At 43.6% G+C, this 16,705-nt stretch carries 14 protein-coding genes; 2 read left to right on the top strand and 12 right to left on the bottom strand.

Annotation, left to right across the window (positions count from 1 at the left end; all coding sequences use genetic code 11):
• Window positions 1-47: 47 nt before the first annotated feature.
• Window positions 48-596 (bottom strand): photosystem II reaction center PsbP, encoded by a 549-nt coding sequence (gene psbP, locus IM473_RS02205; protein WP_002801162.1) that lies wholly within the window; start codon window positions 594-596, stop codon window positions 48-50.
• A gap of 62 nt (window positions 597-658) precedes the next feature.
• On the opposite strand from psbP, the gene IM473_RS02210 reads away from it, so the two are divergent.
• Entirely contained in the window at window positions 659-1,441 is a 783-nt protein-coding gene (locus tag IM473_RS02210) for a tetratricopeptide repeat protein (protein WP_287657044.1), read from the top strand.
• Window positions 1,442-1,515: 74 nt separating this feature from the next.
• Here IM473_RS02210 and psb34 read toward each other — a convergent pair whose 3' ends face one another.
• The 8 genes from psb34 to IM473_RS02250 form a co-directional block, all read right to left on the bottom strand.
• Entirely contained in the window at window positions 1,516-1,695 is a 180-nt protein-coding gene (gene psb34 / locus IM473_RS02215; RefSeq protein ID WP_024969104.1) for a photosystem II assembly protein Psb34, read from the bottom strand.
• 229 nt (window positions 1,696-1,924) lie between these two features.
• The gene (locus IM473_RS02220) at window positions 1,925-2,974 is read right to left on the bottom strand and encodes a DNA-methyltransferase (RefSeq protein WP_287657041.1); all 1,050 of its coding nucleotides are present in this window, start codon (window positions 2,972-2,974) and stop codon (window positions 1,925-1,927) included.
• A 239-nt stretch (window positions 2,975-3,213) separates the two neighbouring features.
• Window positions 3,214-4,224 (bottom strand): tryptophan--tRNA ligase, encoded by a 1,011-nt coding sequence (gene trpS, locus IM473_RS02225; RefSeq protein WP_287657038.1) that lies wholly within the window; start codon window positions 4,222-4,224, stop codon window positions 3,214-3,216.
• Between the two features lie 61 nt (window positions 4,225-4,285).
• Complete coding sequence (locus IM473_RS02230) at window positions 4,286-5,599, bottom strand: dolichyl-phosphate-mannose--protein mannosyltransferase (protein ID WP_287657035.1); 1,314 nt, start codon at window positions 5,597-5,599, stop codon at window positions 4,286-4,288.
• Between the two features lie 16 nt (window positions 5,600-5,615).
• On the bottom strand, window positions 5,616-6,242 hold the full coding sequence (locus IM473_RS02235) for a Uma2 family endonuclease (protein ID WP_287657032.1): 627 nt from the start codon (window positions 6,240-6,242) through the stop codon (window positions 5,616-5,618).
• A gap of 34 nt (window positions 6,243-6,276) precedes the next feature.
• On the bottom strand, window positions 6,277-8,325 hold the full coding sequence (locus IM473_RS02240; protein ID WP_287657030.1) for a DNA phosphorothioation-associated putative methyltransferase: 2,049 nt from the start codon (window positions 8,323-8,325) through the stop codon (window positions 6,277-6,279).
• Between the two features lie 43 nt (window positions 8,326-8,368).
• Window positions 8,369-9,148, bottom strand: a complete 780-nt coding sequence (locus IM473_RS02245; protein ID WP_287657027.1) for a photosystem II electron transport protein, Sll1252 family — start codon at window positions 9,146-9,148, stop codon at window positions 8,369-8,371.
• Between the two features lie 71 nt (window positions 9,149-9,219).
• Entirely contained in the window at window positions 9,220-9,729 is a 510-nt protein-coding gene (locus tag IM473_RS02250) for a hypothetical protein (RefSeq protein WP_002789175.1), read from the bottom strand.
• A 331-nt stretch (window positions 9,730-10,060) separates the two neighbouring features.
• Here IM473_RS02250 and pyrC point away from each other — a divergent pair, with 331 nt between their 5' ends.
• Window positions 10,061-11,092, top strand: coding sequence for a dihydroorotase (pyrC, locus tag IM473_RS02255; protein WP_287657024.1), 1,032 nt, complete (start codon window positions 10,061-10,063; stop codon window positions 11,090-11,092).
• 46 nt (window positions 11,093-11,138) lie between these two features.
• Here the strand turns inward: pyrC and IM473_RS02260 are convergent, their stop codons facing one another.
• From IM473_RS02260 to IM473_RS02270, 3 genes are all read right to left on the bottom strand, one after another.
• Entirely contained in the window at window positions 11,139-13,871 is a 2,733-nt protein-coding gene (locus tag IM473_RS02260) for a cation-transporting P-type ATPase (protein ID WP_287657139.1), read from the bottom strand.
• Between the two features lie 152 nt (window positions 13,872-14,023).
• A complete protein-coding gene (locus tag IM473_RS02265) occupies window positions 14,024-15,319 on the bottom strand; it encodes a Glu/Leu/Phe/Val family dehydrogenase (protein WP_287657021.1) in 1,296 nt (431 codons plus the stop codon).
• A 265-nt stretch (window positions 15,320-15,584) separates the two neighbouring features.
• On the bottom strand, window positions 15,585-16,705 hold a 1,121-nt coding region (locus IM473_RS02270), incomplete at its 5' end, for a S8 family peptidase (protein WP_287690335.1).

Consider the following 16,705-nt stretch of genomic DNA (forward strand, 5'->3'; position numbering starts at 1 on the left):
TTATTTATTATATTTCCCCTATTGCCTATTGCCTGTTGCCAGTTTCCCTAACTAACCGAGAAAGAATCAACGATAGTTTCAAAGAGTTCTTGAATTTGAGTCCAACGTTTTTGGGAAGTGGAAAGATTAAAAGAATAGAGTTTATTATTATTAACCGTGACGCTGGCCAGATTATGACGTTCTTGGCCGTTGGCTAATTTAACTTGATATTCGAGGATATAATAATCTTGTCCGTCGATTTGATGGGATTCTGAGCGAATTAATTCTACTTCCTTATCGAGATTGGGGTTAAGACTATTATTTTTCAGGAGACGATAGCCAACTTCCGAGGGTGTCCCTAAATCTGTTAAGGTTTTATTGTCGGGGACGGGGTTGATAATAACGCTTAAATTTTCGCTCGTTTCGATCAAGTCATGAAAAACCACATCTACTCCCGCAACTTTTTTCACATCCACCTGCGTCCAACCCTTAGGATATAAAAATTGATAGCCTTGGCTGCCACTGGTGTATCCTTGCAGTCCAGCGATGGGAGTTGTACAACCGGTGAAGAGGAGGGTGGTAATTAGGAGGAAAGTCGCCAAAAGAGATTTAATCATGATATTTTGACCTGTAAGTAGGGCTGTTTAATTTTACCTTGAATTGTTTAGGTGAACGGATTATGAAAATTAAGAAAAAATTGACAATTATTATAGCTATAGCGACTTTTTTACTGACTATCTCTCCCCTAAGCGCTCAAACTACCGCTAACCCCGTGAAAGCTGTAGAATTTTATAATCGGGGGGTGGATCGTTTAACCGCAGGGGATTACTCAGGGGCGATCGCAGATTTTACTCAAGCTCTACAATTAGAACCGAAGGATGCCGATGCTTATTATAATCGCGGCTATGCGGAGTTAGTTCTCGGCCAGTACGAGCGAGCGATCGCAGATTATACCCAGGCCTTGACAATCAACTCTAATTATGTTAACGCTCTCGGTAATCGTTGTTATGCCTATTATCTGACGAAAAAATACGAGGCAGCCGTGGAAGATTGCACAAAAGCGATCGCTTTAAACGGAAATTTTGCTGATTTCTTTATTTATCGCGGTAATGCTAAGGATGACTTGGGAAGACACCTAGAAGCGATCGAGGATTACACAAAAGCTTTGAGTTTACAGGGAACTAGAGGACAGGATCGCATTTTCTATAATCGCGCCCTGTCCTATAACCGAGCCGGACAGCAGGAAATGGCTTTAAGGGACTATGATGAGAGTCTGAAAATCAATGCTAATTTTGCCGAAGCGTACCACAATCGGGGTTTGACCTATTATAAATTGGGAAACAGGGAAAAAGCGATCGCTGATTTAGAGGAGGCGGCCCGTCTAGCGTTATCTCAGGGTAAACAGGGGACTGCGGCTAAGTCTCAGTCAGCAGTGGCATTAATTCAGGGTCAAAAGCCTTAAAATAGGGAGTAGTTGTGATATTAGCGGTAAAGAGGAGTGAAAGGGGCTAAATCGCAACTACGAGGGACTAAATTTTAGCCAGCTTGAGATGCGTAAAAAGCGACGGCTAACAGTCCACCCACAAGTGTGATCGCAGCAACACCCCAGAAAAGATAATTACGTTGTTGCGATTTAGTCGGGGGAGCCGCTTGATAAACTTTCGGTTCGGCGGCGAAATTATTTAAGCGTCCACCTTCTTCGTTTGTATAAGGCATAATCAAAACCTCAAATATGACAATTTTTCAGGAAAAAAATCCTCTTATTACAATACTACAACATATTAGTAACCGAGTCGGGGATGTGGGAAATTCTCACGGGGATAACAATTCTTAGTCTGGGGGTAACTGCCGGACTCTGCTATTTTTATTTGCGATCGCATTTCCAATGATTGAAACTGCGAAAACAAGTTAAAAAAGGCTAATCATACCAAATCCGTTTTTAATACTATAATAATGATCCTTGAATATAAGTATTGCTTCTTTCTTTTTTAAATCTTTTAAATCTCTCTGCAGCTATCTCGCAATAGTCTGGTCGAATTTCAAAACCCACAAAAATTCTTCCTAATCCCAAGGCCGCTATTCCCGTGGAACAAGAACCAGCAAAGGGATCAAGAATTATTTCTACCGGATTAGATGAAGCTTGTATAATTCTCTCGACAATTGCTAAAGGAAATTGTGCGGGATGTCCGGTTCTTTCCTTAGAACTGCGCTTTTCTCCTGTAGTGACTTTAGGAACTTCCCACACATCAGAAGGATTTTTACCGAGGGGATTACAACGATATTTACCATTTTTCTTTTGATTGGGATACTTAACGTTAGGGTCACGAATATTGTCTAAGTTAAAAGTATATTCTTGGCAATTTTTGAGATAAAAAAGCCATTTTTCATTGCGAGGACTAAGACGATTTTTTGTAGAAACACCTGCCCCATATTTCCAGACAATTTCTTGTAAAAGATAAAAGGGAGACTTATCCCAAAGAAGATAGGGAATCGGAACACATAATCCCTTTTCTGGTACTTCTAAATAACCAACATTTAGCCACAAAGCGCCGTTATCTTGAGTAATCTGATCAATTTGCCGCAGCCAATTAGCACACCAATCAACATAGTCATTGATTGAAAAAACTCGTTCATATTCTTTGCCAATATTATAAGGTGGTGATGTAACAGTGAGGTCAATTTTTATGTCACTATGAGATAGTTTAGACAAAAAGTCTGTGGCATCTCCTTGATAAAGAATAAAGCCGTTGTCCGAGTAAAAAGGTTGACCAAGATGACTAACCAGAATTTCTTTAAGAAAATTAAATTTGTTGGCTCTATCTTTTTCTAACTCTGGAGAAAATGGCTGTAGTAAGGAGGAAGGAGCAATCTGAGTTGATTGATGATCAACAATTCCCTCTGCTAGATAAGAGTTTTGTTCCTTATTGGCAATTGGACGAGACTCATCTTCCCTAGACGATAGTTTTTTTTGTTTCCCCTGGGACTCTACAACCATAATTTCAAAGTACAGGTAAGTATTTTGATAGTTTCAATTATGCCCTTATTTTACCAAAATATCACTGGAGTTGTGCTTAATTTAATAACTTTTGTAATCATTCTCCTTCCCTTACCCTGGATGGGGAGTTAGAACCCCACCAAGAGTTAAAGATTGACTGATAAAGCAGCGAGTTTTCCTTGAAAAATCTCAACTGAGTAGGTAGATTGATAATTAGGAGATGCACCCGAAAATTATCCCTAAAATGGTGGTAAATAACCCATGGCATTTTTAACTCGATCGAGAGTTTGATTGGCCACCGCTTCTGCTTTGAGACGACCTTGCCGTAAAACTGTGGCTAAATAATCTTTATCCTCTCTAATTTCGGTGTATTTTTCCTGAATAGGTTTCAGAGATTCTATCATGACTTCTGTTAACATCGGTTTAAATTGTCCCCAACCTAAATCGGCACATTCTCCCGCGACCACCTCTTGACTTTTTGCCGATAAAATGCTATAGAGAGTTAGTAAATTATGGCATTCGGGACGTTCCGGATCATCGAAAGTTAAACCCTTAACTAGATCGGTTTTACAGCGTTTAATTTTCTTGGCAATGACATCGGGACTATCGAGAATATTAATCCGACTCATCTCGGAAGGATCGGATTTAGACATTTTATTCCGGCCATCGGTTAAACTCATCACCCGCGCTCCTTCCTTGCGGATCATCGGATCGGGAAGTTTTAAAATTGGTTGTTTCGGTTGCCCAAAAAGATGATTAATTCTAACGGCTATATCGCGGGTTAATTCTAAATGTTGTTTTTGATCTTCTCCCACGGGTACTTTATCAGCATCGTAGAGGAGGATATCGGCAGCCATTAGTACGGGATAATCGAGTAAACCTGTGCCAACATTTTCCCCCTGTTTAATCGCTTTTTCTTTAAATTGAATCATATCGGTTAACCAATTTAAAGGGGTGATACAATTCAATAACCAAGTTAATTCTGTATGAGCTTTAACGTGGGATTGGACAAAGATAGTCGCATATTCTAAATCAATTCCGCAGGCTAAATATAAGGCGGCAATTGCTAAAGTATCCTCCGCAAGAGTGGCGGGATTATGGGGAACGGTGATCGCGTGTAAATCGACCACACAAAAGAAATTATCGTAGTCTTTTTGTCCCTCCACCCAATTGCGGATCGCACCGAGATAATTGCCTAAATGTAAATTGCCAGTTGGTTGCACACCAGATAAGATTCTTTGTTTACCCATAACTCATGCGATCGCTTTTTATCATGATTTCATTGTATCAGTTTTTGCGGGTAATTTCATCCTAAATCCAATTTGGAAAAATCATTCTCAGATAATAATCCCGCACTGACAGGGGAATACCTAAATAAATTGGTAGCCAATGGATAAAAGCAAAAATTATCAAAATTATGAGTGAGCGCGAGCCATTTTTATAAATAGGACTGGAACTTTCTAAACCATCGGCTAAGAGCCAAGCTAGGGCAATCCAAGTGAAGCTATAGGCAGCTATATAATGATAGAGAAAGGTACAGCGACTAATTTTTAACCAGGGCAGCAGATTGGCAATATAGTTACAGATAAGATAGGCGGAAATTACTCGCTCTTTTCGGTTAAATAATCGACTAAAAACCACTAGAATTGCTCCCGTAGAAAACCACCATAAAAACGGATTTCCCATAGCGTGAACATCATAAATTTTATCACCTACTCTCTCAAAATAATAAGCCACAGGTCGCCCCATTACTAACCAACTATACCAGGGAGAACAATAGGGATGAACATCAGATTGATTACCTTTTATTCTCTGATGAAATGACCAAATTTCCTGATGTACTTGCCAAAAATTATATTGATGGTTGACGAGAAGATGCGGTATCCACAGCAAACTATAGGTAACAAGAGGAAAGACAATTAAGGCGATAAAAATGTCCTCTAATCTCAGGTTAGTTGCCTTTGTCCAAAGATGATCTTTTGACTGCTCTTGATTAAATAATTTTATTAACCAAGCAATACCGATAAAAATAAATATTCCCAGTAAAAATCCTAAGCCATTCCATTTAATATTTGCCGCTAAACCGAAAGAAACTCCTGATAATAATAGCCAATTGAGTTTGTGATTTTTCTGGAGTGCTAATAAAAAAAATAATTGTCCAGACAAACCGAATAAAATCAAGTAAATATTATTGAGAGCATAGCGGGATTCCACCAGAAATAATCCGTCTAAACTGGCGAGGAAAGTTGTGATTAAAAATACAGTTTTTCTCCGAGTTAATTGATAAGCAATTCCCCCAATAATTAGGGGAATAAAAGAACCAGTCAAAGCATTTAACCAGCGATAACTAAAAGTTGAGCGCAGGGAACCTGTTAAATTATTAATGGTTTCAGGATCGGCAGGAAAATGGGAACCAATCCAGATACTAATAGCAATTAAATATTGACTTAACGGTGGATGAGACTGGAAAAATTCTTTACCGATTAGATATTCATTGCCGTATTTAGCATAATAAACTTCATCGAAAACAAGTGTATTAAATTGACTGAGATTCCAAAATCTTATCGCCAGAGAAAATAAAAATATCGCTAGGATAGATAGGTTAAATTTTACTTGAGAATTCATGGAAAAATAATAGTTATTATAACTGGGAATTTTCTGTTAAACGCAAGCGAAATTCTTTGACAGCCAAACGGGGATTAGGATGGTTGACATATTCGGCTAATAATTCTAAATTTAAATCTGGTAATAAAGCACTTTTAGGGATTAAAATATATTCGCCATTCTCTTGCAAAGAATAGATTTTTAACTGATTATCTTGCCAAAACCAAACCTCTTGAGTTCCCAATCTTTTATAAACTTCTAAAACTTTCAGGCTGCCACTGGTTAAGATTATTTCGATCGCCAAATCAGGAAACTCTTTTTCTGTAAATAAACAAAAACATTTGTCAGGTTCTTTTCCCGCTTCTTTTTCCTGTTTTCGCAAAGTGGTGGAACCTAATCCCCAGAAATCAATTTCAGCATATTCTAAATAAGCTTCTACTAATCTACCAATATCTTCTTTACTAACTTCGTGACGACGACTAGGAGCCATAATTTCTACCATTCCATCTAAGTAAGTAATGCGATAACTGGAACTATCTTCTAAATGTTTTAATAGGGTTTCGTACTGTTGCCAATTAACCCCAGAAATAAACATTCTTTGTTCAGGATCATTCGCTTTTAACTCGAAATCTTCTAATCCTTGTAACCGAATCGTAGTCATCATAAAATTAATTACCTCATCTATTTTACTTAATTACTCAGGAAGACTTATTTTGATTTCTTCTGGCGTTAATTTTAGCGCGTAAAATCCTCACTTTATAGGGATCGGCATCTTTTCGCCACAGGATCTGATGGCCTTTGATTGTAGCACAATGCTCCTCTAAACATTTTTGCCAACCCTGTAAACGTTCGATCGCTTTTCTATCTTCTAACAATCCCCAATCCTTTTCTAATTGAGTTAAGCGAACTAATTTATCATAGTTGGGATAATTAGCCGTTACTAAAAGCTCTTTTTCGTGTAAAATTGGCGGATTAGGACTATCCCGATAATCGCGAAAACTAAAATCAGCGGAACCTAAATATACATCCATGCTAGTAGCTAAAATCGGATGTATTTCTGTATCAAAATCGGGGTAATAGAGATAGGAAATTTTGGGTTGACGAAAGGATAAACGAATAACATTAGCATTTTCTAACCGTCCGATAGTTTGACTAGCACAACCTTCATATAAGCGTAATAACATCGGTAATTTTTCCAGAACGCTAATATGAATAGTTAGGGAATAACGGGAAAGTTTGCCTAGAGAACTATTTTCACAAGTACGAGCGATCGCTGGCAGATTTCCCGCACTTATTAACACTTCTTCTGCTAAAGCGCAAGCATTGCGATAACTGCCAAATAAAGCTTTAAAATCGGCACGGGTAGCGGGGGATAATTCCCGTACTTTCGGACAGTGGCTAAATTGACTTAAAGCTAAATAAAGTAAAAGATCGGCGCGTCTTTTATCAGCAATTATCTCCCATTCTTCCGCTTCTGTTACTTGTAGAATCACTTGAAAAGCGCGTCTAAAAGTGCCAAATTCTGCCTTAATTTCTTCCTCTTGTAATAATTCTCCCGCAACGGGTAAACGTCCCTGCTGGGTGTAAAATTCCATTAGGGGAGTCAAGAGATCTTCGTAATCTTCAAAGCGTTTGAGATGGGTTTTAATTTTAGGAGTGGTAGTGCGGGAACGACATCTCGATAAACGAAAAGTTTCCGCTTTTTCTTCCTCTCGAAAAACTAGATAAATTCCCAAAGTTATCGGAATAGAATCAACCCCCAAAGTGTTATCAATATACTGTTTTAGTTCTTCCTGTTGATAGTATTTTTGAAAGGTATTGCGACGGGTTATAATTCCATCTTCATAAGCCATTAAACCCCGTTCGCTATCATCAATTAAAATCTGTGCTGAAACAATTAAAACTTGACGGGTTAATTGCCAAGCTTTTAATAAAGCTTCCTGCCGTTCTTCGGCGGATTCAATAACATTAATTACATAGCCTAAATTAACAATATCAGATTCAATTAAAGGACTATCGGGACGATAATAAGGATCCCAACCTTCACTTTGATAACCCTGTTCAGCTATGCGTTCTATATCACCTCCATAACCACAACCGTAATCAAAAAAAGTGGTTTCAGGAAGAAATAATCCCGCCGCTAATGCTAATCTTGTCGGACGAGAAAGGGTTTTGCGAACAAGAGCGGCTTTGTGGCGATCAATTATTATCGATTTTTCCTTTTGTCCCTCTAGATTACAAACTAAATAATCTCCTGCAAAATCAAGGTGATGCTTTCTTAAAAGCCGTTGCCATTCCTGTTTAGTACCGATGGGATAAGAACTGTTTAAAAGTCCTAAAGCACTCTCGATTTTTGTGAGATGCTCGAATTCTTGATAAAGAGGATAGTCCCTAGTAACAAAAGTTTCTTTTCGGTGTAAAATGGGCGGATTATCAGCATTTTGATAATTCCATTCACTTAAGATTAATGTCCCCAGATCTACCACTAAACTTTTAGTTAAAACTGGGTGAGGTTCCCGATCAAAATCGGGATAAAAAAGATAGGATATTTTCGGTTTATCGGTGCTAAATTTAATTATTGTTGCCTCGGATAAATGCTGATTAATTCTTGCTTGTTGTTCGTAATTCTGGAGGATAGGATCCAATTGATGTAATGCTTCTCGATGAACATAAAGCGCCCCCGGTAATAGTTTACCGATGGGACTAACTTGACACAGTTGCACGATTACGGCGAAATTCTCAGCCATGGCAATTAATCTGTCTAATAACAAATTCTAGAGACAGAAAAAACTAAATAAATCTAGTTAAATGAACCCGATAGCGCTCTTTTTTTGTCACAGTAACCTCACCCACTTCTAGACGACCTTTTCCCCGAAAAGAAATCAAATCACCGGTTTTAACATTATAACTAGATTGACTGATATCTTTCCAGTTAACTCGCACATCTCCGGCACTAATTGCCTCGGCCATTTTACTGCGAGAAATGCCAAAACCCGCCGAGGCGACCGCATCTAAACGTAAGGAAGCTTCCACAGTATTAATTTCTTTTTTTTGCGGGGGTCTAACTTTTAATTCCGTCAAAGGAATCGGGCTAGTTTTCACGGGAACCGAACGCACTTGTAGTAAATTAGCAGATAAAAAATCTGCCAATTCAGGCACTACAATCGCCTGCGCTCCTCGCTCACCTAAAACGATTATATCGCCGACTTTTTCCCGGACGATCCCTGTCCCCAACATTGCCCCTAAAAAATCCCGGTGGTTAGCGGTATCAAAAAGAAAATTACCGGCAATATCAAGGGCAGATAGGGGAATATCTGTCACCGTCAAAGGTAGATCAACTCTAGCAATACCGAGGCGCTGTCTTTCTGCTTGGGGATAACCGCCCCATTTCTGCATTGACACATCGGTTAAACGCTGAAAAACCCGTTCTACTTCTGCCAGAACTGCGGGAGAAAGAAAGTCTGTCACCGTCACTTCCCAAGTCTTAATCGCTTGTTCGGCTTTATCAATAACTTTCGCTATTTCCTCGCGGTTTTCAACACCCTTTAGTAATTCTTCTCTTGGTAACATTGTTTTCTGGTAATTAATCAAAAATTCTTAGGAAAAAATCAGATGAACCATAACTTATTCCCGATAACCGTTCATCTTTCTAGGGCGTATCCTTGCAGATTTTCGGGGTTAAATTGACGGAGGATAAGAGTCGCTTGATTTTTTAGGTTTTCCGAACCCTGCACGATAATAATATATTTTCCAGCACCGAGACGATTGCGATAGGGAAGTGCATCGCCACTGCCGGACGATAAACCCACGCCACCACCTACGAAAATACTGCCCATCGCCCCCCCAATCGCCCCGGCAATACCGCCGACGATATGATTGCCCGGTTCTCCGGCCCAATCAAAGGTATGCAATCCCGTAATCAGGTTAAAAAGGTAGCCACCGGCAAAACCGAAGGGAATTAGCCAAAAAGCCATGAGAGTGGCCCGTTTTTTGGCTTGTTGAAAGGGATCGATCAAACCGAACTCATCGGCACTTTTATAGCCGCGACCGAGAATGGTCACTTGAGATTGGGGAATTCCCGCCTTTTCCAGGGCAACGGAAGCTTCTTCTGCTTGTATGCGATCAGCTAACACGGCAATGAGATAATTCATATTCTCCAACTTTTCAGGCTATCTTCATCTCCTATTGTAAGGATTTTGGGGACTGAAAAGCCGCTCGATCGAGAAAATATTCAAGGGGATGCGTTAGTCAATCTTAGATAGGATTGATTAATGTGGAATTATTAGCAATTCAAGAAATTGCTCTATCTTGGTTATTTCTGGCACTAATTAACCCTAAAGATCGAGGAAGAGATGCGCGGCAGCTTATTAGTTAAAACCGACTTGACTGCTGAAATAAGGAATTGATTCCCTGACTGAAGATTGACTTCTCTCTTGTGTTTAGTTGTGGCGCTGGGATCCCTAACCATTGTATGATGGAAAAATGCGAAGACTCACAATCACTCGACCCGACGACTGGCACCTTCATCTCCGCGATGGTTCGGCAATGAAAGCGGTTCTACCCCATACGGTGCGTCAGTTTGCCCGTGCCATTATCATGCCAAATTTAAAGCCCCCAGTGCGCTCGGTGGCCGATGCCGCCTCCTACCGCGAGCGCATTCTGGCAGCAGTTCCAGAGGGTCAACAGTTCGAGCCACTGATGACACTATATCTCACCGATAATACCAGTCCCGAAGAAATCATGGCGGCGAAAGCCTCCCAGTTTGTCAAAGCGGTGAAATACTACCCAGCCGGTGCCACCACTAATTCCGACTTGGGGGTGACGGACTTTCGTCGGTGCGATCGCGTTTTGGCAGCGATGGAGCAGGTAGATATGCCGCTACTACTGCACGGAGAAGTCACCGATGGTGATATTGATGTGTTCGATCGAGAGAAAGTGTTCATTGAGAAGCACTTACTCCCACTGATAACGAGATTTCCGAAACTGCGTGTCGTGTTTGAACACATTACCACTGCCGATGCGGTCAAGTTTGTTCTATCTGCTAACAACAATGTCGCCGCCACAATTACGCCCCAACATTTATTGTTTAGCCGAAACATTCTCTTTACCGGTGGCATTCGTCCCCATTTTTATTGCCTGCCGATTTTGAAACGAGAGGATCATCGTTTGGCACTTTTGCAAGCGGCAACATCGGGCAATCCCAAGTTTTTTCTAGGGACCGATAGCGCGCCCCATTCTCGCTACAGCAAGGAAAGTTCCTGTGGCTGCGCGGGTTGTTATTCGGCTCTGCACGCCCTAGAGTTGTACGCAGAAGCCTTTGAGAGTGTCGATGCAATTGAGCAACTGGAAGGGTTCGCCAGCTTCCACGGTCCAGATTTCTATCAACTCCCCCGAAATACCGAACAAATCACCTTAACCAAAACCCCTTGGCGCATTCCCGATGAATTGCCATTTCCCGAATCCGGACTGGTGCCGTTACGAGCGGGTGAAGAGATAAGCTGGCAATTAGGGTAATAAAAACCGCCAGTCTTGGTAGTTGCGGTCAAGAATTCAAGATTAGTTATTTCCCATGACAATGAGGAGGATCGATAACATTGGCAAAAATTGCCCAAAACACCATGAGCGGCATCGGCAACAAACAGATTAGCCATTGATGACCGGTTAGTGGGGCCGTTACAAACAGACTGTTCATCACCCCCCATTGACTAAATAAAATTTGTAGGACAACAGCAGCCACAATCCCCAAAATTAGGACCGGTGCATTAGTGATCGACGTTGACTGACGACGCAGGTAGTTAACTAGGCTCATCCCTAATTGGCTGATACTGAGCAGATAGATAACCCGTGCTGCCACAAGGGATTGAATTGCCATTGTGCGGGCAACGGCAATATCTCCTGTGGTCGATTTAGCCCACTCAAACATACCAAAAATCAGAATCCAGTTAAACAATGAAACAGCCAAAATTCGGCGCAATAGTTTTTTGGTGATCAAAGGTTCATTGGGATTGCGTGGTGGTGACTGCATAATGCTGGGGGATTTTGCTTCAAAGGCCAGGGGAACAGTCATCGTGACCGAGTTGATCATGTTCAACCAGAGTACTTGTAGGGAGAGGATCGGTAAATCTCGTGCCAGTAAAGTACTGATCAGAATGGTCATCGATTCGCCACCATTGACAGGTAAGAGAAAGGAGATCGCCTTGCGTAAGTTTTGATAAACGGTGCGTCCTTCTTCGACAGCGGCCTTGATCGAGGCAAAGTTATCATCAGTGAGGAGCATATCAGCAGATTCCCTGGCGACTTCCGTTCCTCCTTTCCCCATGGCAATGCCGATATCGGCCTGCTTGAGAGCCGGCGCATCATTGACACCATCGCCGGTCATCGCCACGATTTCCCCTTGAGACTGGAGTACTTCCACCAGTTGCAGTTTTTGGGTAGGGGCAACCCTGGCAAATACCGATCCATCTTCAACCGCTCGGGCCAGTTGATGATTATCCATTTGCGCTAATTCTTTTCCCTCAAATGCTAAGACTTGTGCTGCCGTTTCAATGCCCATCCGTTCCGCGATCGCCTGCGCCGTGACAAGATGATCACCGGTGATCATCTTGACCCGAATCCCGGCACTTTGACAGGCATGAACAGCAGCGATCGCCTCTGGACGAGGCGGGTCAATCATGCCCTGTAATCCTAGAAACACCAAGCCTGTTTCGATATCCTCATGGTCGATAGAATGCTGATGAGAAGCGGCTGCTTTTTTGGCAAAGGCAAGCACCCGTAACCCCTGCTCTGCCATCGTTTCTACCGCTTGCTCGATCTGTTGGGCGTTAAGCGCGGTCATCTGACCATAGCGATCGATCATCTGGGAACAACGACGCATCAGCGACTCAACCGATCCCTTGACATAGATCAGGCGAGGTATCCCATCATGCAGGGTTGCCATGTATTGGTACTCAGATTCAAAGGGAATTGCATCTAATCGTGGGGTTAAAGACAATAGCCCCAATTGACTGAGACCTGCTTTGGCAGCGGCCGCAATCAGCGCCCCTTCCGTAGGATCCCCCACCACTGACCAATCTTCTCCCGTTTGTTTTAGCTGGGAGTCATTACAAAGCAAACCAGCTACCAGACAATCCCCCAGGGCCGGCGGTAATTCCTCTGCAAATGGGCTGCTGGGGTTGCCATCGGTGATCAGACTAATTTCGCCCTTGGGACTATAGCCACCACCACTAACGGCGTAATATTGCCCTTCGGTATAAATGGACTGTACAGTCATTTGATTTTCGGTCAGGGTTCCGGTTTTGTCGGAACAAATGACGGTCGCACTCCCCAATGCTTCCACTGCGGGCAGTTTACGAATAATCGCATGACGACGGGCCATGCGGTTGACCCCAATTGCCAAGGTAATCGTTACCACTGCCGGCAGCCCTTCTGGAATCGCACTCACTGCGAGGGCAACGGCAGCTTCAAACATATCGATCCAAGATTTCCCCCGTCCTAACCCGATGGCAAAGGTCAAGGTTGCTAGGCTCAAAATTGCGTAAAGTAGGGTGCGGCTAAATTGGGCAAATTTACGGGTCAGGGGTGTGCTAAGGCTGACTCGGCTTTCCATCGACTGGGAAATCTGCCCCACTTCGGTGGCGTTGGCCGTAGAGACAACGATCCCTTTGCCCTGTCCAAAGGTAACGAAACTCCCTGCGTAGGCCATGTTTGTCCTTTCTGCTAGGGGCGTATCCCCGGGTAAGGGTTCGATCGCTTTTGACCCGGGCAAGGATTCCCCGGTCAGGGCAGACTCATCCACTTGCAAATTGCGGACTTTCAGCAGCCTCAAGTCCGCTGGTACTTTATCCCCCGATGCCAATAAAACGATATCTCCCGGCACCAAATCCCGAGATGGAATCCGGAGGGTTTGTCCCTCTCGCAACACCGTCGCTTCTGTGGTTACGGCCTTGGACAGGGAAGCGATCGCACCTTCCGCCTTAGCTTCCTGCACATAGCCGATAATGGCATTGATCAGGGTAACTCCCCAAATCACCGAGGCATTCGTCCAAGACCCTAAAAATGCCTTAATAGTACCCGCAAGCAAGAGAATATAGAGTAGCGGCTGATGAAATTGCCCCAAAAATCTCAACCAAGCTGGTTTCCCCGGCTTAAATCGCAGTTCATTCGGGCCATATTTTTCGTAGCGACTGGCCACTTCTTCTGCTGATAAGCCCGCTGACCCATCGCTGGTCAAGTATTCAATCACCTCTGGTTGAGAAAGTTGATGATACAAGGGCAACGATAATTGGACTGGCATCATGCTCGACCATATTTAGGGTTTGCGGCAAAAAGTTTTTCCTGGGGAAGTGGGGAAGTGGGGAAGTGGGGAAGCTGTCTCATCACCCTATCACCCCAAAACCCTATCACCCTATTTATTTCCTGACGACCGACGACCGACTCCTGACGACCTTAAGCTCTCGTCTTATTTTGGTAATAGTCGCGGGTTCCCTTGGCATCTAGGGCTTCACCGAGACGATCAATGGCGTGGGCGTAGGCGGCGGTACGCAGAGATATATCGAATTCCTGGGCGAAAGACCAGACTTTTTCAGCTTCTGTCACCATTCTTTCTTTTAGGCGCTCATTTATCTCGTTTAATTGCCAATAAAGACCGCTGCGATTTTGCACCCATTCAAAATAACTCACCGTTACCCCACCCGCGTTAACCAAAATATCGGGGAAAACGAGAATCCCTTTTGAGTCTAAAATGCGATCGGCTTCTGAGGTAGTTGGACCGTTGGCCACTTCAAAGATATATTTTGCCCGCACGCGATCGGCATTTTCGGCGGTAATTTGGTTTTCTAGGGCAGCTGGAATCAAAACATCCACATCTAGGGCTAATAATTCTTCATTACTAATCGCCTCGTGTTCGACGATATTACACACGGTACCCTCACAGTAAATAGCAGTAATTCCGCGATGTTCCTGTTTATACTCACGAATGCTGGCAATATCTAGGCCTTTTTCCCGATAAATGCCGCCCTGGGAATCACTTACCGCTACCACTTGATAACCGGCTTTGGCGAGGAGATCCGCCACTACGGCCCCGGCGTTACCGAATCCCTGGACGGCCACGGTAGTATTAGCGGGTTTTTTGTCTAATTTCGGCAAAAGAGAGTTAATAACATGAAAAGCCCCCGTTCCCGTCGCCGTATCGCGGCCGCGACTGCCTCCCATGGTTAAAGGTTTCCCCGTCACCACCGCCGGACTAATTTTACGCTGAATGATGCTGTACTGGTCCATCATCCAACCCATGATCATCTCGTTGGTATAGACATCGGGGGCAAGAATATCGACATCGGGACCGATAAAGTCGGCTATACCCTCGATATAGCCCCGGCTAAGGCGTTCTAACTCGGCTTTTGACAATTCTTTCGGATTGAGGGTAATGCCGCCCTTAGCCCCACCAAAGGGCAAATCCAGCAGGGCGCATTTAAAGGTCATCCAAAAGGCTAGGGACTGCACCTCATCGATGTTGACGTTGGGATGATAGCGCACCCCTCCTTTGCCGGGGCCGCGGGTGTCATCGTAGCGGACGCGGTAGCCTTGGAAGATTCTTAAAGTACCGTTGTCCATACGGACTGGTATGGAGACGCTGAGACTAGCTTTGGGATATTTTAACCGCTCGATCGCATCATCGGAAATGGAGACATACTTAAGGGCCCGTTCTAGGCGACTGCTGGCATCGGTAAAGAGTGATTTCGACATGATTTTTTTCCCCCTATCTATCCCCATTAGAACATGGAAAAAAGTATATTTCGCTACAGTTTATTTTTCTTAATTAACCATGGGCGGGAATCGCCGAGTATTGGAAATTTTAGTACAAATGCTCGAACTGCTCTCCCTGCTCCGCAGCTCCGGTGCTCCCCTGCAATCTTAACGAGTGATTTAGATAATGAGATACAAGAATCAGCCATCAGCGAAAAGCTGATGGCTAAAGATAAGAAATCTGAGGCCGAAAAACAGCCAAGTTTTAGACGACATTACCTGCTGTGGCAGTAATAATTTGACGTACTTGAGCATCGGTCAGATTCGGATTGGCACTCAACATTAGGGCCACCACTCCAGCTACATGAGGTGTTGCCATGGAGGTTCCACTCAAGAAACCATAGCCACCATTAGGGAGAGTAGAATACACTTGTACGCCAGGGGCAGTGACATACCTCATCGAAGAATCGGAGCCAGCACGATTGGAGAAGGAAGCCATATTATTAGAACTATCCACCGCTCCCACGGCAAGACCCCAAGTGGTAGCATTGGAAGCGGGATAACCGGGTTGAGCTGCCCCCTCATTACCAGCGGCCATAACCACGATAACACCGCGACTGCTGGCATACTGGAGGGCCGATTGAATTGCACTGTCAGTGCTACCACCGCCCAAACTCATATTAATCACATCGGCACCGTTGTCCACGGCGTAGCGAATTCCTTGGGCAACGCCACTAGAGCTCCCACTACCAGAATCGCTCAAAACTTTCACCGGCATAATTCTGGAATTGTAGGCCACACCAGTGGCTCCGAAACCATTATTAACAGCAGCAATGGTTCCCGCCACATGAGTACCATGGCGGTTGCCATCTAAAGTGTTATTATTGCCATTGGCAAAGTTCCAGCCATAAACGTCATCAACGTAACCGTTGCCATCGTTATCAAGGCCATCATTGGCAATTTCGCCCGCATTCGTCCAAATATTGCCCGCTAAGTCGGCATGGTTGCGGTCAACTCCTGTATCTAGTACAGCAACGATGACTCCCTGTCCTGTATAACCGCTTGCCCAAGCTTCCGGAGCATTAACTAAGTTAACCCCCCAGTCATTAGCACCACCAAAAGTGGGAACATTGGCAAAAGGACTTTGATTCAAGGCTCCAGCGACGGCTGCCGCGGCATTAACTAAACCGTATCCTGAAATGGCACTATATCCGGGTGTGACTGTGGCTGTGGTCGCCGACAGAGTTAAGTCATAGTTAGTGCTGCCACTATAGGGATAAACCCGGACAAAGTAAGTACCCGCATTCAGTTGACGAGTAATACTCTCACTGCTGTTACTGCCATTCGTGGAGCTAGTAATCACAGTGCCATTACTATCTAATAAGG

The organism is Microcystis sp. M015S2 (assembly GCF_020245945.1).
Lineage (GTDB): Bacteria > Cyanobacteriota > Cyanobacteriia > Cyanobacteriales > Microcystaceae > Microcystis.